This is a genomic window from Finegoldia sp., from assembly GCF_046991905.1.
Lineage (GTDB): Bacteria > Bacillota > Clostridia > Tissierellales > Peptoniphilaceae > Finegoldia.
The window spans coordinates 60,090-81,747 of record NZ_JBKWZF010000008.1 but is presented as its reverse complement, the minus strand read 5'-3'; the positions used below and the strand labels follow the sequence as shown (position 1 = coordinate 81,747).

The following is a 21,658-nucleotide window of genomic DNA, read 5'->3' as shown; positions in this document are numbered from 1 at the left end:
ATTACATTCCGCTTAAAATATTATTAAATTATTCCGTGTTTACGGGTTCAGGTCATAATTCTCACAGTGTTTTCATTATATTATCTATTTGTAGAATTTGGATTTACAACGTCTTCTTTCTTTGCGCCTTCTTCTTCCTTAGCTTTTTCTACAGATTCAACTTTTTACCTTCTTTTTCAAGGTTTTCTTGTGGTTCTTGTGAATCTTCAACTGAGTTAGAATAATCCATTTCTGCCATTCTCTTGTAAGTGTTGTATCTTTCCTTAGCATCTCTTTCAGCTTCTTGGAATAATTCTTCAGCTTGTTCAGGGAATGATTTTCGTAATGACAAGTATCTTACTTCTCCTCTGATGAAGTCTTGGAATGATCCAGTTGGTTCTTTAGAGTCTAATTGGAATGGATTCTTTCCTTCTTCTGCAAGAGTTGGATCGAATCTGTATAAGTGCCAGTAACCAGCTTCTACAGCTAATTTTTCTTGACGTTGGCTCTTACCCATACCAGCTTTAATACCGTGGTTGATACATGGTGAGTAAGCGATGATTAATGATGGTCCATCATATTCTTCTGCTTCTCTAATAGCTTTTAATGTTTGATTTTGGTTAGCACCCATAGCGATTTGTGCTACGTATACGTATCCGTAAGTTGATGCCATTAATCCTAAATCTTTCTTTCTAACTTTCTTACCACTTGCAGCAAATTGTGCTACAGCTGCTGTTGGAGTTGACTTAGAAGCTTGTCCACCAGTATTTGAGTAAACTTCTGTATCGAATACCATAACATTGATGTTTTCACCAGATGCTAATACGTGATCCAATCCGCCGTATCCGATATCATAAGCCCAACCGTCTCCACCGAAGATCCATACAGATTTCTTAATTAAGAAGTCTCTGTCTGTTCTTATATATTTCAATAATTCTTCAGCTTCTTCGTTATTAGTGTTGTCATCTAAGTGTTGTAAGATTTCTGCCGCACATGCTTTTGATGTAGCTACATCGTCCATGTTTTCAACGAATTTCTTGAATGGTGCATTCAATGGACTTTCAATGTTCAAGTCTAAGAATGCTTGCATTTTTTCTTTTAATTGTAATCTGATCTTCTTGATAGCTAAGTGCATACCATATCCGTATTCAGCGTTGTCTTCGAATAATGAGTTAGCCCAAGCTGGTCCTTTACCTTCAGCATTTGTGCAGTAAGGAGTTGAAGGAGCACTTGCACCCCAGATTGATGAACAACCTGTAGCGTTAGCTATAAGCATTCTATCACCGTATAATTGAGTGATTAATTTAGCGTATGGAGTTTCTCCACAACCAGCACATGCTCCAGAGAATTCAAACAATGGTTGTTGGAATTGTGAGCCTTTAACTGTTTTTTCTGCTGGCATTAAGTCTTCTTTGTATCCAACTTTTTCTACAGCGTAAGTCCAGTTGTCTTTTTGTGCAAGATGTTGTTCTTCGAAAGGTTTCATGATTAATGCTTTTTCTTTTGCTGGACATACATCAGCACAGTTACCGCAACCTGTACAGTCTGCTGGTGAAACTTGGATTCTGAATGTTAAATCTTCGAATCCCTTACCAACTGCTTTTTTGCTTTCGAAAGTTTCAGGAGCGTTCTTTCTGTCTTCTTCATTTAATAAGAATGGTCTGATAACTGCGTGTGGACATACATAAGCACATTGGTTACATTGGATACATTTATCCATTTGCCATTCTGGAACGTTAAGAGCGATACATCTCTTTTCGTAAGCTGAAGTTCCCATTGGGAATTCACCATTTGCTCTGTCTTTGAATGCAGATACTGGTAAATCATTACCTTGTTGTGCATTCATTACACTTGCAACTTCTTTTACGAATTCTGGAAGGTTAGCGTCTTTTTCAACGTCTTCTTCAACATTTTTCCATTCAGCTGGAACATTGATTTCTACAAGTTGATCGATACCTTGATCTACTGCAGCGTAGTTCATGTTTACAATATCTTCACCTTTTCTTCCGTAGTTATGAACTATAGATTCTTTTAATTTCTTAATAGCTTCATCTATAGGTAATACTTTAGATAATTTGAAGAATGCAGCTTGCATAATCATGTTAGTTCTTCCACCTAATCCTACTTCTGCTGCAATCTTAGAAGCGTTGATTGTGTAAAATTTAATGTCGTTTTCAGCGATGTATTTCTTTAATTTGCCTGGAAGGTGAGTGTCTAATTCTTCTTCATTCCAGATACAGTTTAGTAAGAATGTACCACCTTTTCTTAAACCTCTTAATAAATCGTATTGATATACATAAGCTTGTTTTGAACAAGAAATGAAATCTGATTCATCTAATAGGTAAGTTGAGTGAATTGGGTTGTTACCAAATCTTAAGTGAGACATTGTAACCCCACCAGATTTTTTAGAGTCATAGTCGAAGTAACCTTGAGCGTACATGTCAGTACCATCACCTATAATCTTGATAGCTGATTTGTTAGCACCTACTGTACCGTCAGAACCGAATCCCCAGAACTTACATCTGATAGTTCCTTCAGGTGAAGTGTTTATAGTATCTTTTACTTCTAATGATCTGTGAGTAACATCATCTACTATACCGATAGTAAATTGTGTTCTTGGTTGATCTTGTTTTAAGTTTTCGTAAACTGTGTTAATGTGAGTAGGAGTTGTGTCCTTTGAACCTAAACCATAGATACCACCAACGATAACTGGTTTATTTTCTTGGTCATAGAAACAATCTCTAACGTCAAGATATAGAGGTTCTCCTAATGAACCTTTTTCTTTAGTTCTATCTAAAACTGCAATTTTCTTAACTGTTTTTGGAATTACATTTAAGAAATGTTCTTTAGAGAAAGGTCTGTATAAGTGAACTTTAACTACCCCTACTTTTTCGCCTTTTCCTACCAAGTAATCTACAGTTTCTTCAATAGTTTCAGTTGCTGAACCCATAGCTACTATAATATTTTCAGCGTCATCTGCACCATAGTAGTTGAATAATCCGTAGTTTCTGCCTGTAATCTTGTTAATTTCATTGATATAGCCTTCTGTAATACCAACGATATCTTCATAGTATGTATTAGATGCTTCCATACCTTGGAAATAAACGTCTGGATTTTCAGCTGTACCCATAGTCTTAGGATTTTCTGGATTTAAAGCATTTCTTCTGAATTCATCAATAGCTTCCCAGTCAACAATCTTAGCTAAGTCTTCATAATCCATAACTTCGATTTTTTGAATTTCGTGACTTGTTCTGAAACCATCGAAGAAATGTAAGAATGGTACTTTACCTTTAATAGAAGAAAGGTGAGCTACTGCTGCTAAGTCCATAACTTCTTGAACTGAACCTGAACATAACAATGCAAAACCTGTTTGTCTTGCTGCCATAACGTCTTGGTGGTCACCAAAAATGCTAAGTGCATGTGATGCCAAAGCTCTTGCTGATACGTGGAATACACCAGGTAAGTTTTCTCCGGCAATTTTGTACATGTTTGGTACCATTAACAACAAACCTTGTGATGCTGTAAATGTAGATGCCAAAGCCCCTGCAACTAAAGCCCCGTGTACAGAACCAGCTGCTCCACCTTCTGATTGTAATTCAGTTACTTGTACAGTTTCACCGAATAAGTTTTTACGTCCATCTGCTGCCCAAACATCAATTGCTTCTGGCATTGGTGATGATGGAGTAATTGGATAAATAGTTGCCACATCTGAAAATGCATAAGCTATATGAGCTGCTGCTGTATTTCCGTCCATGGTTTTCATGTGTTTTGCCATTTATTTAACCCCCTATATATAAATAAATAAATTGTTTAAATTAAAACGGATTCAATCCGCTCTACGAATAATTATAACTCAATAAAATTCTCATTGCAAGAATAACAAACTTGGTCAAAAAATTTTATTGTGAAATTATTTTTTGTTATTTTTTAACTGCTTTCTATGTTCCTCAGTATCTTTTTTCATGTTGGCAATTAACTTATTATTCAACTCTTGTGCAGCGTTATAACCCAAAAGTTTTTGTCTTTGATTTCTAACTGCAACCTCAACAATCATAGCGATATTTCTACCTGGTTTAACAGGAACTTCAAGATAAGGAAGTTCAACTCCCAAAATTTCTGTAGTATGATCGTCAAGTCCAATTCTATCGTATTCTTTGTCGTCTTGCCATTTTTCAAGCTTGATTACCAAATCTATAAAAGTAGTTAATCTTACAGAACCGGTACCGTATAATCTCTGAATGTCTAAAATTCCAAGACCTCTAACTTCCAAATAATGCCTTATATTAAGAGGAGCTTGTGCCAACAATCCTTTTTCGATTTTTCTAATTTCCACGACATCATCTGCAACAAGTCTGTGTCCTCTAGTAACCAAGTCCAAAGCAGTTTCGCTTTTTCCTACAGAACTATCTCCCATCAACAAAACACCCATACCAAATACATCTAATAAAGATGCGTGTATAGTATCTTCTTCACTCAAAAAATATTCCAATACTTCATCAAGAGCAGAAATAAGTCTTGTAGTAGTTCTGTCTGAAATCAACAACGTTTTATCGTATTCTTCAGCTAATTTTCTAACCTCATCTGGAATTTGAGCATAATGCGAAAACACAATGCAAGGAATATCATATTCCATCATCGCTCTTACTCTTTCTTTTCTTAGTTCAATATCCATCGCCATGTAATATGCAAGCTCTGCCTTACCAAACAATTGAATTCTTCTGAATGGAAATTCTTCTAAAAACCCTGAAAGTTGTAACCCTGGTCTGTTTATTTCAGAATTTGTTATTTCGATAGTTTCATAATCAGAACTTGTCCTTACAACATGCAAGTCCAATTTTTTGACAACTGCACTTAATTTTACTGTTTTCATAAGTTCCCTCCTTATTATATTTTATATTCTAATCAATTTATACGCAAATAATAAATGACATATAACGAAAATTTCGCACATTAAATGTTACGTTTTTGTAATATTTAACGTTTTTTTAACCTAATTTATTACAAAAAAGTTACAATAAGTTACAAATGTGTTACAATATATTATATTAAATTTGCAGATTAAAAACTTTTAATCGTAAAATTAGGAGGAAAAATGAACAATATAAAAAAACCATTGTTAGTGATGGGATTAATGTTTACCTTTTCTGCTTTAAATGCAACTTCTTCATTTGCTGATGTTGACAATACAAAGCTTGTAGAAGAAGTAAAACAAGACGCTTTAAATTACACTACAAATTTGCAAAATACAATTAAAGATCAAGAAAATGTGAATGCAGAGGATTCCATCAAATCCAATGGTGCACAACAAACTGAAAAAGTTAATACTGAAAATATTGAAAAAGAAGATAAAGAAGATCAAGAAGATAAAAAAGATTCTACAAAAGAAGATTTGACTGAAGGCGTTGAAGATTCAAAAGAACTTTTGAAAAAACCTGCTGAAGTAAAAGCAGTCAAAAGAGCCGATGTGAAGAAAATCACTTCATCAAGTAAATACGAAACAGCTACTAATATAAGAAATGAATATTTTTCAAAATCAAATACAGTTATTCTAACAAATAGCTCAACATTTGTAGATTCACTATCTGCTGTTTCACTATCAAGAGGTAACACTCCAATATTATTTTCTAACCAATCTTCTTTAGATAGTAAAACATTGGCAAACCTAAAAGCTAACAAACCTAAAAAAGTTTACATTTTAGGTGGAGAAAAATCCGTTAGCAATTCTGTAGTAAATCAACTTAAAAGTTTGGGAATAATTGTTGAAAGAATTGCTGGACATGATAGATACGAAGTTAATGCTAAAGTCGCAGCAAAAACACATAATCCAAATACAAAACAAAAAACAAATATACTTATAACTTCAGGCGAAAATCATAGTGACGCTATATCATCTGCTATTTTAGCTCAAAACAAAAAAGCTCCTATACTTTTCGTTAGAAAAAATGAAGTTCCTACATCTATAAAAGGTTATTTGTTATCTTTAAAGAGAAACAATGCTATAGGAAGTATAACAATCGTTGGTGGTAACTTATCAGTATCTCAACAAGTAGAATCTTACTTAAGAACTTTTAGCAATAATGTAAGTAGGATTGCTGGTCGTGACAGATACACTACTAACGTAAAAGTTGCAAAACAAGTTAACCCTAATGCAAAAAGAGTAATCGTAGCTGAAGGTAATGGTTACAACGATGCATTATTAATGTCACCTGTTGCTACAAAATTAAATACTTCTTTAATATTGACAAAACCTAACGATGTAACAAGAGCAAAAGATTATTCTTCAAACGACAAAAGCTCTACTATGGAAGCATTCTTCAAGAACAACAAATCCATAGACCAAGTTATAGTTTGTGAAGGAAATCATTCAATTTCTGATTTCGTATCATCATCAATAGCTGATTTATTAGCTGGTAAAAGCCTTAAAACTGCACCAAAAGCAGATGCATTATACAAAAAAGAAAAAGCTGAACTAAGAAAAAGCAACACTAAAACTTCTCAAAAACCTGTAAATTCCTTACAAGCTCAACTTACAAAAGCAAAAAGGGTATTTACAGTAAGATCTACAGCTTATACTTCTGACCCACGTGAAAATGGCGGTTGGAATGTAACAGCTATTGGAACAAAAATTAGACGTGGAGTTATCGCAGTAGATCCAAGGGTTATTCCTTTGAGAACAAGAGTTTATGTAGAAGGATACGGATTTGCTACAGCAGAAGACACTGGTGGAGCTATTAAAGGAAATAAAATTGATATAGTAATGGATACAAAAGCGCAATCTCGTAACTGGGGAGTTAGAAACGTTAAAATCTACATCTTATAATATAAACTACTAAGCACTGATTAAAATCAGTGCTTTTTTAATGTAATTTTTTACAATGATTTTGAAACACAATGTCAGTTTTCAGTCGTTACCAAACAAATTTTAAGCGATTTTTCATAAAAACCAGCAATTGTTACATTTTTTTAATAATTACCGTTTGTATGTCCTCTTTAAGGTATTTTTTTCAAAAGTTACAAATCGGTTACAAACTATCCCCCATTTTATGGGAAGTGTGTTTTTCAAGTAATTCACAAATTTTTGGATTTGTAAATAGTTTTGGGCAAATTTTACATAGTTTCTCAAATATTGAGCAAATTAAGCTAATAAATGTCAAATTTGTTTGAAAGTTATGAAAAATTCTTGTAAACTATTAGAGTAATTTAAATAAGTTACAAATTGGTTACAAATTTAATGAGCAATTAAAATTTGTTCATTGAAGTATATTAGGAGGATACATGAATAATTTTAAGAAGCCACTTCTTGTTATGACTTTGGCTGTATCATTATCTTTGGGAGCAAATGTTTCATTTGCAGATAATGAAAATAACAAGTCAGAAACAAATGTTAAAGCTATATTAGATAATTCAAGTAAAACAGAAACAACTAAGATACAAGTAAAGCTAGATGAAAATAATAAAGTAATATCTAATAAAAATCAAAATAATAAAGAAGAGAAAAAAGAAGCTGAAGTAAAATCAGAAAAAAGTGCCAAAACAGAAAGAATTGACGCAAAAAACAGATTTGAAACAGCTAAGAAAATCAAAGAAAAAGAATTCAAAAATGCAGATACTGCAGTAATTGTAAATTCAAATGAATTTTCTGATTCAATCAGTGCAACTAATATTTCAAATGGTAAATCACCAATTCTTTACACTGATTCAAACAAACTAGACAACTTAACAAAAGAAGCCTTGAACGGCGTAAAAAAAGTCTACATAACTGGTGGCGAAAAAACTATTAGTTCCAAAGTAGTTAAGGAATTAAATGGTTTGGGAATTGAAGTCATCAGAGTAAAAGGCAAAGACAGATACGATGTAAATGCAAAATCAGCTACTATATCTCACCCAGTTTCTAACAAGAAACAAAACGTGGTTATCGCATCTGGCGAAAACTTTGCAGATTCGATTTCTTCTACTTCTTTGGCTAAGAAAAAGAACGCACCAGTTCTTTTAGTTAAGAAAAATGAAGTTCCAAAATCAATCAAAGAATACTTAAACTCTTTCAGAAAAAAAGGTCTTTTAGGAGATATTACTATAGTAGGTGGAGAAAATTCCGTTTCAAAAATTGTCGAAAACGAACTTTCCAAGCTTGCAAAAGTTACTAGAATTGCAGGAGACGACAGATATCAAACATCTGTAAAAGTTGCAAAACATGTAGGTGTAAATTCTGAAAGAACAATTGTTGCTAGTGGAGAAAAATTTGTAGATGTACTTGCTGCATCTCCTGTAGCTCAAAAATACAACGCACCAATAGTTCTAGTTAAGAAGATGGATGTTCCAAGAAATGAAGATTATAAAACTCAAGAACAAAAATCAAATTCTGTGGAATCTTTCTTCAAACAAAACAAATCAAAAATTATGCACACAATGGTATTTGGTGGCAAAAACACAATTGACAATTTCGTAGTTAATGGAATTAAAGATTTGTTAGCCGGTAAATCACTACAAGCAAAACCAAAGGTAGACGCACTTGTAAATTTACCTAAAAAACAAGAACAACAAGTTCAAGAAGAAACTAATAAATTAGACAAAATCGTAAATCTTGCTTACAAACAATTAGGTAAGCCTTATGTTTGGGGAACTCACGGTCCAAGATCATTCGACTGTTCAGGACTTACATCTTATCTATACAAACAAGTTTATGGTATTGGAATCAGCACAAGTTCAAGAGCGCAAGCTTCTTACGGATACAAAGTTTCCAAATCAAACTTGAAGAAAGGTGATTTGATGTTCTTCGCAACAGGTGGTGGCGGAATAAGTCACGTTGGGATTTATGTTGGTAACAACAAATTAATCCACGCTTCTACCCCATCAACAGGAGTTATCTTATCAGATATCAACTCAAGCTATTATCAAAGAACATTTGTTACAGCAAGAAGATTATTAGGTTAAATTCAAAAGCAATGATTTTCTGTGAATCATTGCTTTTTTATTGCCTATTCTGCCTATTTTTTAGTAAACTTTTTTACCACAAATACAAATCTTAGCGTAAGTTTTTATAAAAGTTTTCAGTTTCTTTTACAGTTGGGAAATTAAACACAAGGTTCTTATTATCCTTAGTCTTAATCCAAATAGCTCTTGGATTGTCGTTATGAATGTACACATCACAGTTTCCTATTCCTTTGATATTAAATTTCCCATAGGAATAGTGTTTAAGTGATGTTCCATTTAATCTAACGCCATCTGTTTTGTTGATATCTTCGATTAGCTCAACTTTTTCGATTGATTTTTTGTCAATTACAGTAGTGTAAACAGATTCAGTAATTGTAAGAGTGCTTGGCGTGTTATCTACAGTATACGTTTTTGGTAAACTCATATTTATCATCAAAAATTCAACTGAAATCAATAATACAGCAGTCAATGCATATAGTATTTTGCCTGATAATTTTGCCCTATTAAATGTCATATTACCATTTCTTACGCTTACATCTTCAACCATGAGCCTGTCGTCTTTCGGATTGTAATAACCCCACGGATCAAAGAAGTCTCCATTATACAAGTCGCTATTAATCGCAGTTAAGTTTTTTGCTATGGTTTGATATTTAAAAAGAGCCAATATTATCGCTAAAGTGTACAAAACAATGTATGAAAAAATCGGGAAAATTCTGTAAACATCTTTTGATGAGTAATAAGCTACAACAAATCCCAAAACGATAAACATAATATATATCGCATACATTGTTTGTTGCACTTTTATGATGCTTTCTTCATTCAATTTTAAGTTTTCATCAGAATTAGTCGAATAAACTTTGGTGTTTTTCCTTCCCAAAAACCATCCAGTTAATATTGTACTTACACTCATAGCGACTAGCAACAAAATGTAGACGAAGAACATCTCGCTGTTTTTGAAAAAAGCTACCAACAATACGATTTGAACTAACAGCGGAATTATCCAGGCTTTTAGTTTGATTTTCTTTTTTTCAATATCTCTTGAAGTCTTCAAATCATACGTCAAAATACTACTCTCAGTCGATATATTATTGTCTTTTTTGTATTGTCGTATTTCTTTCATTGCGTTGTATTCGATAATATTTGCACTCACAAGATACACTACTATTAAATTGTAATATACAAGCATTATCCAATCATAATCAAGTAACACAAGAAAAGATAAAACAATGCTCACCGCAAATAAAATATTCAATTTTTTCTTAGTTTTTCCCAGCAAATCGACGATGAATTCGTCATCTTCATGACCTCTTGGAAAATTTGTAAACAACATAAATGTATCGTTTATTTTCAATGTATATATGTTCATTCTTCGCATGATAAACAAAATAAACACCAAACTAAAAAATAAAATAAATTGCCACATCATTTTATAATTTCCTCCACTATATTTTTAATATCCTTTTGTGATTTGCCGCGAATTTTCGCTTCCATTAACAGTAGTTTCAATTCATCTTCAAATGAATTTCGTGAATAATCTTCGTCCACGCAAATCTTCGCCCCAACTCTTCTATCTATTACAATTATTTTTTCGTCCTTCAAAATATTGTAAGCCTTGCTAATCGTCATAGGATTTATTCCCAAATCATTTGCAAATTGTCTAACAGAAGGAAGTTCGTCGCCATTTTGCAAATTTCCACTAGCAATTTCTCTGATAATTTCGTTTCGAATTTGAGTGTAAATCGGAACATCACTCGTCGTATTTATGTTAATCATTCTGTCCTCCTTGTGTTACTTATTATAATACAGATTAGACACAGATGCAATATTTTTTCAAAGAAAAAAGAGCGCATCGAAATGCACTCTAAATCATTACTCGTATTTAGTAGTAAACCAATCATACTAAGAATATCATACGGAAAAAATTGATTTGATTTCAAATCGAGAAATCCGTTAAAAATTGCACTGTTTGAGTGAAACGAGTTTGCAATTTTAGGATTTTGAGATTTAGAAATCAACAATTTTTGAAGTCTAGATATTCGTGTATGATGGTTTATCTACACAATAAATTTCTACGATAAAACTACATTGCACCGATTAATTTGTTAAACGTATCCTTGTCGATTTCCCACACTCCTTCGTATGGTTTTTCAATGTAGTATTTTTTGTTTTGATACAAATACAACGTTATTTTTTCGTCTTTTTCGTAGTAGATTTCCATTTTTCTAAAATCTTTTGTATTCGCAGGTGTATCATTGTTTGATTTTTTACTAGTTGGTTTTGCTTTTTCTTTTATCAATTTAATTGTGTCTACGATATCTTTTTTCGAAGTGATGGATGCCGTTGGTCCTTCCTTGTTTTCTTCGATTTTTGTAACTGTGATTACTTGTGAATCATTGGCGTTTGGAAGTGTTATTGGATTTGCTTTTTTGCAAGATACCATAACCAACATCAACACCATAACTAACAATACTAATTTAAATTTGTTTTTCATAATTACCTCAATTCTAAAATTTGTTTTGATTTTTCTAATAATCTGTGTGCTTTTTCTTGTGGAATGTCGTCATTCATCAATGCTCTTACGACTGCTATCCCACTTGCACCACTGTTTTTTAATACATCTATCTTATCCTCATTTAAACCTCCAATAGCGACAGTTTTTATGCTTATGCTATTGTTGATGTCTCTTAGAGTTTCAACCGATGTTATTTTCGTTTTAACATGGGTTTTTGTCGGATAAATAGCCCCGACTCCAAGATAATCTGCGCCTTCTTTTTCACATTGTATAGCTCTGGCAACACTTTTAGAAGTTGCACCAATAATGTAATTATCTCCAAGAATTCTTCTTGCATCTTTTATTTCCATGTCTTCATCTCCAAGATGAACTCCTGCACACTCGCTTGCCAAGCAAACGTCAATTCTGTCGTCAATTAAAAGCGGCACATCAAACTTGTCACAAATTACCTTCACTTTTTTCGCCAAGTCTATGTATTCTCTTGTAGAGATATTTTTCTCCCTAAGTTGTACCAATGTTACTCCACCTTTGAGTGATTCTTCAATCTTTGTTAAAAAATCTTCCTCATCTTTAACATTCGTCCTATCAGTAACCAAGTACAAGCTAAGATTCAATTTTTCTCGCATTTATATTCTCCTTTATTTGCTCCCATTTTATTTTGGATAAATTATCGTACAAACCGATTTTGAAAGAACTAAGTCCAACACTTTTATCCACCATTTCACAGCTAATATTCATCATAGTAACTCCTAGAACACATGCTTCTATCGATTGGGATACGCTAAGTGTACACGCTATCAAACTTCCTACAACACAACCTGTCGCAGTGATTTTTGAAAGCCTTTCATCGCCATTATTAAGCAGATAAATCTCATCTGAACACACAATATCCGTATGCCCTGTTGCCACAACGATTGAATGGTACTTTTCATGCAAATTATTACAATAATCAATCACATCGTCTACTTCAAGCTTTCTTGAATCCACACCTTTTGTACTTAAATCTTTAATAACCAGTGATTTTATCTCGCTGTAATTTCCTTTTATGCAAGTTATTGTGTATTTTTGCAAGATTTCTAGTGTGAAATCAAGCCTTAATCTTGACGCACTCACCCCAACCAAATCAAATGTAATTGGAATGTTGTTTTCATTTGCAATTCGTATGGATTTTTTGATTGATTCTATTCTATAATCCGTAATATTTCCTAAATTTACCAACAAAGAATCAGAATTTTTCGTAACATCTTCGACTTCTCGTGGATTATCTGCCATAAATGGACTTTGGCCTATACTTAGTACAGCGTTTGCCATATCATTGATTGAAATAGCATTAGTAAGGCAATGAATCAGATTATTACTGTTGTACAAATCAGAGTAAATCTCTGACATTTTTTGTATTAAATTATCCATTGATACTGTCCTTTAATTTATCTAGCATTTTATTTTTTTGCATAGCCTTTAAAAATGCAAATGCTACAGTCGCTCCCATTAAAGTCGCCAGCACAAATGATGGCGTGTAGAAAAACAAAGTCAAATTGCTTTTTCCGAAGAAAAACTTCATAACAGGAACGCTTACAATCGATCCTATTATTCCTGTTCCAATAACTTCTCCAATACAAGCCATAATTAATTTGTTCGTTCTTTTATACAAAACTCCCGACAAAAACGCCCCAAACACAGCTCCAGTCAATGCTAACGGTGGAATTGCCATTAGTGACATTCTGATTATCCCAATCAACGTCGCACACAAAAGTGCATACCATGGTCCCAAAAATACCGCACACACTATATTAACAAAATGTTGTGTTGGACAAAATCCAACAACTCTCAAAATTGGAGATATCACAACTCCTATTGCGACAAATATTGAAAGCATTATCATTTTAATTAAAGTAGAATTTTTTCTTGTCATAAAACATCCATCCTTCACTACCTTATATATTACCATCAATCAATATTTCTTTACAATAAAAAATATAGCAAATTATTGCTTAAAATAATTTACTATATTTTCTGCTGCTTTTTCATTCATTCCATCAACTTCGCAAAGCTCTTCTACACTGGCTTTTTTTATTCTGTCAAGAGTTTTAAAATGTTTCATCAAAGCTTTTTTCCTTTTTTCTCCGATTAAAGCTATATTGTCCAATTCAGATTTCTTGAAGTTTTTTTCGTGAAGTTTTCTGTGATAATTGATTGCAAATCTATGTGTTTCTTCTTGAATCGCAAACAATAATCTATACAAAGGAGTGTTCACTTTCAATCTGATTTCGTCGTTTTCGTAAATTATTCCACGCGTCCTATGCTTATCATCTTTTACAAGTCCTAGAACTGGAATATCCAAGTTGAATTCGTTCAACACTTCTTTTGCGATGTTGACTTGACCTTTGCCACCATCCATCAAAATAATAGAAGGCATTTCGTCAAAGCTGTTGTCTTTTTTATCAGAATCCAAAAGTCTTCTGAATCTTCTCGTCAATACTTCCCTGTGCGATGCATAATCATCGGCACCTTCTACAGTTTTTATTTTAAATTTACGATAATCTTTGGAAGATTTAGCCCCGTTTTTGAACACAATCATACTTCCCACAGAATCCACGCCACTTGTGTTGGAAATATCGTAGCATTCAATTATATTAATTGGTTTAACCCCTGTGATATCTTGCAAATCTAAGATTGCATTCTCACGATTACGTTCTCTTTTCAAATGTCTGGAAATGTATTTGTCCAGTCCTTCCTTTGCGTTTATTCGAACCATTTCCAAGAGGTCAGTCTTGTTACCTCTTTTAGGAATTTTGATTTCGACCTTGGAACCTTTTTTCTCAGTTAGCATTTCTTCGATAAGCTCTCTGTCTTCGATTTCAATATCGGTTAGGATTTGTTTCGGAACGTAAGTCAAATCAATGTAGAATTGTTTGAAAAATTCTCCTACAATGTGTTCGTTTGATTCTTCGTATTTATTGTCGATAATGAAATGTTGTCTTTCAATAATTTTACCATTTCTCATGAAAAATACTTGAACGCATACAGTCTCCGCTTCTCTCGCCATGGATATCATATCCAAGTCCAATCCTTTTGTGTTGGTGATGTTTTGTTTTTCCAAAATCACTTGAATATTTGTGATAGAATCTCTGAGTTTCGCTGCCAATTCAAAGTTCAAATTCTTGGATGCAGCCATCATTTTATCGGTCAATTTCTTAGTCAAGTCATCTTCACGACCATTCAAGAAATTTTCCACTTCTAACAATTCTTTGTTGTAATCTTCTTCGTCAACATCGTAGACGCACATTCCGTCACAACGATTGATATAATAATTCAAACAAGGTCTCTTAAGCTTTTGACCCTTATCAAAATTCAAATTACACGTTCTGATTTTGTACGTTTCATGAATTAAATCTATAATATCATTAACTGCATAAGCATTAGGAAAAGGCCCAAAATACTTCGCCTTATCCTTCAAAACACGTCTAGTTTTCAAAACTCTTGGAAACTTTTCGTTCGTGATTTTGATGTATGGATATTGCTTATCGTCTCTTAAAACGATGTTGTATTTCGGGCTGTTTTTCTTGATTAAGTTTGATTCCAGAACCAAAGCTTCACATTCATTATTCACGATAATATATTCAAAATATTCTACGTGACTTACCATTGCAGCGACCTTTGCAAGTTTTTTTGATGAATCGAAATATTGACCCACACGTCTTCTCAAATCAATCGCCTTGCCAACGTAGATTATCTCGTCGTTTTTATCGTGCATAATGTACACGCCTGGTTTGTGAGGTACTTTTTGCAGTTCTTTTTTTATATCAAACATTTCTATATTGCTTTTGTTTGTTGTTCAAGATATTCTAAGTCAGATCCTTCCAAGTATGGTGATAATTTTTCGTAGCATTCTTTATTGTAATTGTTCAACCATTCTAATTCGAAAGGAAGTAATTTTTCTTTGATAACAGGTCTTGTGTCAATTGGACAAATAGACAATGATTCAAATCCCAAGAATTCTCCAAATTCAGATTCTCCAACTTTAATGCAGTGCATAATATTTTCTATTCTAATTCCGTGTGAACCTTCGATGTAAATTCCTGGTTCATCGCTTGTAACCATTCCTTCGTCCATGTCGATATCGTTATTTACTGATGCTATTCTTTGTGGTCCTTCGTGAACACCAAGGTAGAATCCCACACCGTGACCTGTGCCGTGTCTGAAATCCAACATTTCTTGCCAAATAGGTCTTCTTGCAATTGGATCTAAGCTTGACGATTTTGTTTCTTTAGGGAAGATTGTAGTCATCAAATTGATGTGTGATTTTAATGTTAAAGTATAGTGTAGTTTTTCATCATCAGTCAATTCACCAAGAGCAACCGTACGAGTAATATCAGTAGTTCCATCCAAATATTGCGCACCACTATCAACCAAGTACAATCCCTTCGGTTGTAAAGTCACTGGATGATCAACTGATGGTTCGTAATGAGGAAGTGCCGCATTTTCTCCATATGCCGATATAGTACCGAAACTTAAATCCATGAACAAATCGCCTTGTTCTCTGAAATATCTCAACTTATCTGCTGCACTCATTTCAGTAACATTTCCAGTTGGAGTACCTGTTTCTACCCAATTGAAAAACTTAACCAACGCAACGCCGTCTTTGATGTAAGCATTCTTTTGATTTTTAATTTCTGTTTCATTCTTATGAGCTTTCATCAAAGTTGTAGGTTGAATTCCTTTTGAAATTCTAATATTTGAATTAATTGAATTGTAAATTCTTACATTTGTCTTAGAAGGATCCAAGAACAAAACGCTCTTACCAGGAAGTTCACTCAAATCTTCGAAGACTTTTTCGTAAGCTTTTACAGTAACACCTTGTTCTTTTAATAATTCAATCAAATCATCGTCGATTTTTTCATCATCAATGTACAAATTAGCAAAATCTTTTCCAACCAATGCATAACTTATGATAACAGGATTGTACAAAACATCGTTACCTCTAATATTGTAAAGGTAGCAAATATCATCCAAAGAGCCTATAAAATTGTAATCACAATCGTTAGAATCCATAAAATATCTTAGCTCTTTTAATTTTGTCTTAGTATCCTTGCCACAATATTTTACATCAAATGCATAAGCCTTTGAATTTGGTTTTTCTGGACGATCTTCCCAGATATCACCAACAAAATCCACATCAGTGATTATCATTCTATCGCCAAGATTTTCCAACCATTGATAATAATCATTGTAGTCCAAAGTAAGACCATCAACTCCTATTTTCCCACATTCGCCGACATTTTCATTCAAATATTCAATTAAAGTTGGAACCCCAGGTTCACCCATCTTCATCAATTCTACAGTAGACCCTTCAAGTTCCTTAGCAGCTTGAATAAAATATCTTCCATCAGTAAACAAAGCCGCTTTTTTCTTCAAAATTACAGCAGTTCCTGCACTACCACTAAATCCAGTAATATATTTTCTAGTCTTATAATAATCTGCTAAATATTCAGATGTATGAGGATCGCTCGATAACACAACATACGCATCGATATTTCTTTCGCTCATTTTTTTTCTTAGCTTTTCTAATCTTTCTGTAATCATAAATTACCTCCTCGTAGTCATAATAATTATATCACAATTAGTTTTTCAATACTTTAAAAATCATCAAACCACTGTAGACATTGCAAAATACATGATCACTCATTTCTTTTTTAGTTTTAAAATAAAAAAACTAATACAATTTGTGTAATTATGTGTATAAATACTAACTAAGTATAGAAATAATAATGTAAATTCTTGATGAAATATAAAATAAAAAATACTTGACACTTTGTAGTACTTAGCGTGTGATATAATCATATAGAATAGGGAATTTAACAGTAAAATATAAGTCAAACAAAGGAGAAAATCATGAGTAGAATGACAAACGAACAATTTAACGCAGTATTAAAATTAATAATACAAATTTTAAAAGATGATAACGTATCTGAAAACACAATAAAAAAGATTGAAAGTTTATTAAAATAAAAATTCAATCTTTCGTAAATCCAAGTTACAAGGTGATAGCTTGTAACAGCTTTTAAAGGCGGGAGACTGCTCCTCCCTCCTTTTTTATAAATTATATTATAAAGGGAGTTAAAAAACAAATGGATAATAAAAAAGAATACAAAACAACTGAGGCGCAAAGAAGAGCTAACGCAAAGTGGGACAATGCAAACAAGGACAAAAAAATTATATTAATAAAAAATCAATTACAAAAAATTTCATATTAAAGACTTCTACCGTTGAGGATATAGATTTAGTTAAAACATGGATAGATGAGCGATTAAAAAACGATAAAAAGTAAAAACGCTTATCAATATGTAACACCTATTGATAAGCGTTAGTTAAAGGAATATCTTATATTCAACCACACATCACAATTAAAAAGGTGGTGAGTTGAATGCGTAAGCATAAAAAGACAACAAAAAAATCAAAATCAAATAGTCAAAATATTACTAACTTAATTACGGCAATAATTGAGCTGATAACAACTATATTGATTTTGATTGATTTGTTAATAAGGTTAGGACATTAATGTCCTAACCACCCTTTAACTTATAAAAATTATACTATAAAGGAGGACAAAAAGCAAATGGCTAACAAAAAACTAGGTAAATTAATACCTAGTTTGAAAAATGTTTTTTGTTTTTAATTCAATTTTAATCGAAATTCTAAACATTAAATCTAAAATGAACTACATCTCCATCTTGCATCAAGTAGTCTTTGCCTTCCAATCTCATAAGACCTTTTTCTCTGACTGCAGGCATAGATTTTAATTCGATCAAATCATCGTAATTTACGATTTCTGCTCTGATGAATCCTCTTTGAATATCTGTGTGGATTTTACCAGCTGCTTGTACTGCAGGAGTATTTTTCTTGATAGTCCATGCACGAGTTTCATCTTCACCAGTTGTCAAGAAGCTCATAAGTCCAAGCAAATCGTAACTTTGTGTAATCAAATCATCAATTCCTGATTTTTCAAGACCAATTGCTTCCAAAAATTCCTTCTTGTCTTCTTCGCTATCCAACGCAGAAATTTCCGATTCAATTTGCGCAGAGATTACAACTACTTTTGCATCTTCTGATTTGGCAAAATCTTTTACTTTTTGAACCATTTCGTTGTTTTCGTAAGCATCTGCTACTTCATCTTCACTAACATTGCACACGTAAATTATTGGCTTTACACTCAAAAGATTGAAGCTTCTCATAAGTTTCATTTCATCTTCATCCAAATCTAAAATTCTGATTGATTTTCCTTCTGATAAAACGTCGTAGATTTTTTCAAGAAGATCTACTTCTTCTTTCAAATCCTTATTACCTTTCAAAGCTTTTCTGGATTTTTCTAATCTTCTTTCAACCATTTCCAAATCGGATAAAATAAGTTCGTAATTTATAGTTTCAATATCTCTAAGTGGGTCAACTGAACCATCAACGTGAACTATATTTTCATCTTCAAAGCATCTTAGAACTTCTACAATCGCATCGGATTCCCTGATGTTTTCCAAAAACTTATTTCCTAAACCTTCACCCTTGCTTGCACCTTTTACAAGACCTGCAATATCGTAAAATTCAATAGTTGCTGGAATAATTTTTTTGGAATTAAAAAGTTCTGCTAATTTATACACTCTTTCATCAGGAACATTAACAAGTCCGATGTTAGGATCTATCGTACAGAATGGATAGTTTGCCATTTCTGCACCTGCTTTTGTTATCGCATTAAAAAGTGTTGACTTTCCTACATTTGGAAGCCCCACAATACCTAATTTCATATCATTCACTCCTTTTAACTAACTCAAATTTTACCATATACCATATTTTTTGTAAATTATACACATTAAAAAAAGAGCTCTTTACGGAGCTCTAATTTAAAAATTATTTAGTTTGGCATTTTTGATAATCTTTGGATAGTTTTTGTAGGAATAGTTCATATCTACTCCGCCTTCTCCAGTATCTGGAACGCCTTTTATTTTTGATTTATTTGTGAATTGCCACATTCCATAATCTGGTGTGAAACAGTTAGGACTTGTAACGTGCCAATGTGCAATCCAAATATCGTAATCTTTCAATCTATTTTTTTCGAATTGGTTGTTAATCCAATATCCTGAGCTGTACAATCCTGTGTAGTATCCATTCTTTTCGAGAATACTCATAAATGCAATCGCCATATCTGTTTTTGTTTTAGATGGAATTCTGAGTTGGGAAGAATCTTCAAAATCCAAATATACTGGATATTCAAATTGCTTGTTTTTCAATATCTTCAAGTATCTTACAGCTTCTTCCTTAGCTTCTTCGACATTCATAGCATAAGAGTACCAATATGCTCCAACATTTAATCCAGCTGCTTTTGCATTTCTGTAGTTTTGTTGGAATTTTGGATCTTCACCACTGTATCCAGAACCAGCTTTTAATATTACAAAATCCATTCCATTTTGCTTAGCTAGTTTCATATTGACATTGCCGTTGAATTTGGAAATATCTGCTCCTTGTTGAAATACTAATCTGTATTTGTTAGGATTAAACATTCCAAAATCATCAATTTTTGCATACCCTTTAAATCCATTTATATCCAATTGCATCCATCCATTATTTAAAATATTTATAACTTGCATTACAGTTGAAGTGTTTATGTTTCTAACTGATTTTGCAGAGCTATTTGCAGCATTGTATAGCTTTGTAGAATATTTTGCCACAACAAAATCATGTAAACCAATAGCTTTATTATCTTCAATAATATCTGATTGATCTTTAACTACAGGTGGTTTTGGTTGTGGTTTTGTTTCAGGTTTTTTAACTGACTTTGCTAAGACATTTTTAACCGTAGCGTATACATTGTTGTCTATAGTTCTATATCCACCAACTATAAATACATCTTTAATCGAACTTTTGAAATTATTTAAGAACGCAATAACACTTGTGTCTAATTTACCTTTTGAACTCAATAAAATCGGTGCATTTAGCTTTTGAGCTAGTGGACTGATAGCCAATGCATCTGCAAAATCTTCACCACTTGCTATGAACACCTTGCTCTTGTTCATAGAATTAGCAACTTTTACAGATCCTTCGTATCTGTTTCTTCCACTAATTCTTCCGACATTTTTTCCAGTTACTGATTGAATATATCTAACTGTAGCAGACGAGATGGATTTATCACCACCAACAACTGTCACATTTCCAATTCTAGATTTATTTCTAAGCAAATAATCTCTAGTTTCTCTGGACAAAGTTTTTCCAGAACTCAACAAAATCTTAGCATTGTTGGAGTAAGCGTATGATGATGCGTAAAGTGGGTCGCTGAAGTTTTCACCACTTGCAATAACGATGTTCTTTTTATTACTCATAGCTGCAACCTTTGCGCTTGTTTCATATCTGTCTTTACCAGCAATTCTTGTAACTTTATTTGCGTATTTTTTCAATATATTTTCAATTCCATCGCTTATGGATTGTTTTCCACCAAGAAGATATACTTCTATTGGGTTAAGTCTTTGAATTTCATTTCTTGTAGCTGTTGGAAGTGTGTCATTTTCAGTGTACAAGATAGAATATTTTCCATCAGACAAAGTCGTAGCGCTCAATGCATCGGCGTATTTTTGTGCATTAACAACAATAACCTTCTTAGCATTAGTGAATTGTTCTCTTGAAATTTGCGCAGCAGATTCGTATCTGTTTTGACCTGCAATTCTATAAGGAATTATTTGCCCAGCAGAATTTAACGCTTTTACTTCTCCATCTTGTGCTTTATTTTCTTCAGAATTTTGTTCTATTTCTTCTGTGTTTTCCTTAGATACGGATTCTTTGGCTTTTATAGGCGAATTTTTTAAGCCATTTTCCACATCATTATCGTCTGATTTTGTTTCTTGTAATTTGTCAGATGAATCTTCTGTATCAGATTCTACCTTTACATCAGTTGTAGAATTTGAAACTTCTTTACTATCTTTTGTATCCTTAATATCATTATTTGAATCTATAGATTTTAAATCTTCATCATTTCCATTATCTTTGTTTTGTAAGTTGTCTACGTTAGCGTATCCCAATTTAGCTTTCTTAGTCAACTTACTTTGATTATGTGTGCTAATAGATGTATATTTGGCACTAAGCTCGTTTTCTACATCTTTCTTGTCATTTTCTGTTTGAGCCATAGATCCTGTTGAGATCATTAATGACACAGACAGTGCAACAAACGATACCTTAGCAATATCTTTTAAGTTCTTCATA

General features: G+C 32.8%; 16 protein-coding genes. 4 read left to right on the top strand and 12 right to left on the bottom strand.

Annotated features, from left to right (window positions below):
* Positions 1 to 148: 148 nt before the first annotated feature.
* On the bottom strand, positions 149 to 3,754 hold the full coding sequence (gene nifJ, locus ACLUJM_RS05215) for a pyruvate:ferredoxin (flavodoxin) oxidoreductase (protein WP_412412374.1): 3,606 nt from the start codon (positions 3,752 to 3,754) through the stop codon (positions 149 to 151).
* 135 nt (positions 3,755 to 3,889) lie between these two features.
* On the bottom strand, positions 3,890 to 4,849 hold the full coding sequence (gene hprK, locus ACLUJM_RS05210) for an HPr(Ser) kinase/phosphatase (RefSeq protein WP_294684774.1): 960 nt from the start codon (positions 4,847 to 4,849) through the stop codon (positions 3,890 to 3,892).
* A 222-nt stretch (positions 4,850 to 5,071) separates the two neighbouring features.
* Between hprK and ACLUJM_RS05205 the strand changes: the two genes are divergently transcribed.
* Positions 5,072 to 6,799 (top strand): cell wall-binding repeat-containing protein, encoded by a 1,728-nt coding sequence (locus ACLUJM_RS05205; protein WP_412412373.1) that lies wholly within the window; start codon positions 5,072 to 5,074, stop codon positions 6,797 to 6,799.
* A gap of 455 nt (positions 6,800 to 7,254) precedes the next feature.
* Complete coding sequence (locus ACLUJM_RS05200) at positions 7,255 to 8,910, top strand: cell wall-binding repeat-containing protein (protein ID WP_294684776.1); 1,656 nt, start codon at positions 7,255 to 7,257, stop codon at positions 8,908 to 8,910.
* Between the two features lie 91 nt (positions 8,911 to 9,001).
* Here ACLUJM_RS05200 and ACLUJM_RS05195 read toward each other — a convergent pair whose 3' ends face one another.
* The 8 genes from ACLUJM_RS05195 to ACLUJM_RS05160 form a co-directional block, all read right to left on the bottom strand.
* Positions 9,002 to 10,336 carry a PH domain-containing protein gene (locus ACLUJM_RS05195; protein WP_412412372.1) on the bottom strand — a complete coding sequence of 445 codons (1,335 nt, stop codon included), beginning with the start codon at positions 10,334 to 10,336 and terminating at the stop codon, positions 9,002 to 9,004.
* Positions 10,333 to 10,683: a GntR family transcriptional regulator gene (locus ACLUJM_RS05190; protein ID WP_002838822.1), complete on the bottom strand. Its 351-nt coding sequence runs from the start codon at positions 10,681 to 10,683 to the stop codon at positions 10,333 to 10,335. The genes ACLUJM_RS05195 and ACLUJM_RS05190 overlap by 4 nt, the downstream gene beginning before the upstream one ends.
* A 307-nt stretch (positions 10,684 to 10,990) precedes the next feature.
* Positions 10,991 to 11,401: a DUF5301 domain-containing protein gene (locus tag ACLUJM_RS05185; RefSeq protein WP_412412371.1), complete on the bottom strand. Its 411-nt coding sequence runs from the start codon at positions 11,399 to 11,401 to the stop codon at positions 10,991 to 10,993.
* Positions 11,402 to 11,403: 2 nt separating this feature from the next.
* Positions 11,404 to 12,048, bottom strand: a complete 645-nt coding sequence (thiE, locus tag ACLUJM_RS05180; protein ID WP_412412370.1) for a thiamine phosphate synthase — start codon at positions 12,046 to 12,048, stop codon at positions 11,404 to 11,406.
* Positions 12,026 to 12,832, bottom strand: coding sequence for a hydroxyethylthiazole kinase (gene thiM, locus ACLUJM_RS05175; protein ID WP_412412369.1), 807 nt, complete (start codon positions 12,830 to 12,832; stop codon positions 12,026 to 12,028). Before thiM ends, thiE begins: the two co-directional genes overlap by 23 nt.
* Positions 12,825 to 13,334: an energy coupling factor transporter S component ThiW gene (gene thiW, locus ACLUJM_RS05170; protein WP_278725895.1), complete on the bottom strand. Its 510-nt coding sequence runs from the start codon at positions 13,332 to 13,334 to the stop codon at positions 12,825 to 12,827. The genes thiM and thiW overlap by 8 nt, the downstream gene beginning before the upstream one ends.
* Positions 13,335 to 13,406: 72 nt before the next feature.
* Positions 13,407 to 15,233 carry an excinuclease ABC subunit UvrC gene (gene uvrC, locus ACLUJM_RS05165; RefSeq protein WP_412412368.1) on the bottom strand — a complete coding sequence of 609 codons (1,827 nt, stop codon included), beginning with the start codon at positions 15,231 to 15,233 and terminating at the stop codon, positions 13,407 to 13,409.
* A gap of 2 nt (positions 15,234 to 15,235) precedes the next feature.
* Positions 15,236 to 17,005, bottom strand: coding sequence for an aminopeptidase P family protein (locus ACLUJM_RS05160; RefSeq protein WP_412412367.1), 1,770 nt, complete (start codon positions 17,003 to 17,005; stop codon positions 15,236 to 15,238).
* 545 nt (positions 17,006 to 17,550) lie between these two features.
* Here ACLUJM_RS05160 and ACLUJM_RS05155 point away from each other — a divergent pair.
* Both ACLUJM_RS05155 and ACLUJM_RS05150 read left to right on the top strand, forming a co-directional pair.
* The gene (locus ACLUJM_RS05155; protein WP_412412366.1) at positions 17,551 to 17,676 is read left to right on the top strand and encodes a hypothetical protein; all 126 of its coding nucleotides are present in this window, start codon (positions 17,551 to 17,553) and stop codon (positions 17,674 to 17,676) included.
* Positions 17,677 to 17,846: 170 nt separating this feature from the next.
* Positions 17,847 to 17,981, top strand: a complete 135-nt coding sequence (locus ACLUJM_RS05150; RefSeq protein WP_412412365.1) for a hypothetical protein — start codon at positions 17,847 to 17,849, stop codon at positions 17,979 to 17,981.
* A 136-nt stretch (positions 17,982 to 18,117) separates the two neighbouring features.
* On the opposite strand, the gene ychF is transcribed toward ACLUJM_RS05150, so the two are convergent.
* Together ychF and ACLUJM_RS05140 are read right to left on the bottom strand one after the other, a co-directional pair.
* Positions 18,118 to 19,215, bottom strand: a complete 1,098-nt coding sequence (ychF, locus tag ACLUJM_RS05145; RefSeq protein ID WP_294684788.1) for a redox-regulated ATPase YchF — start codon at positions 19,213 to 19,215, stop codon at positions 18,118 to 18,120.
* A 96-nt stretch (positions 19,216 to 19,311) separates the two neighbouring features.
* Positions 19,312 to 21,657, bottom strand: a complete 2,346-nt coding sequence (locus ACLUJM_RS05140) for a cell wall-binding repeat-containing protein (protein ID WP_412412364.1) — start codon at positions 21,655 to 21,657, stop codon at positions 19,312 to 19,314.
* Position 21,658 lies beyond the last annotated feature (1 nt).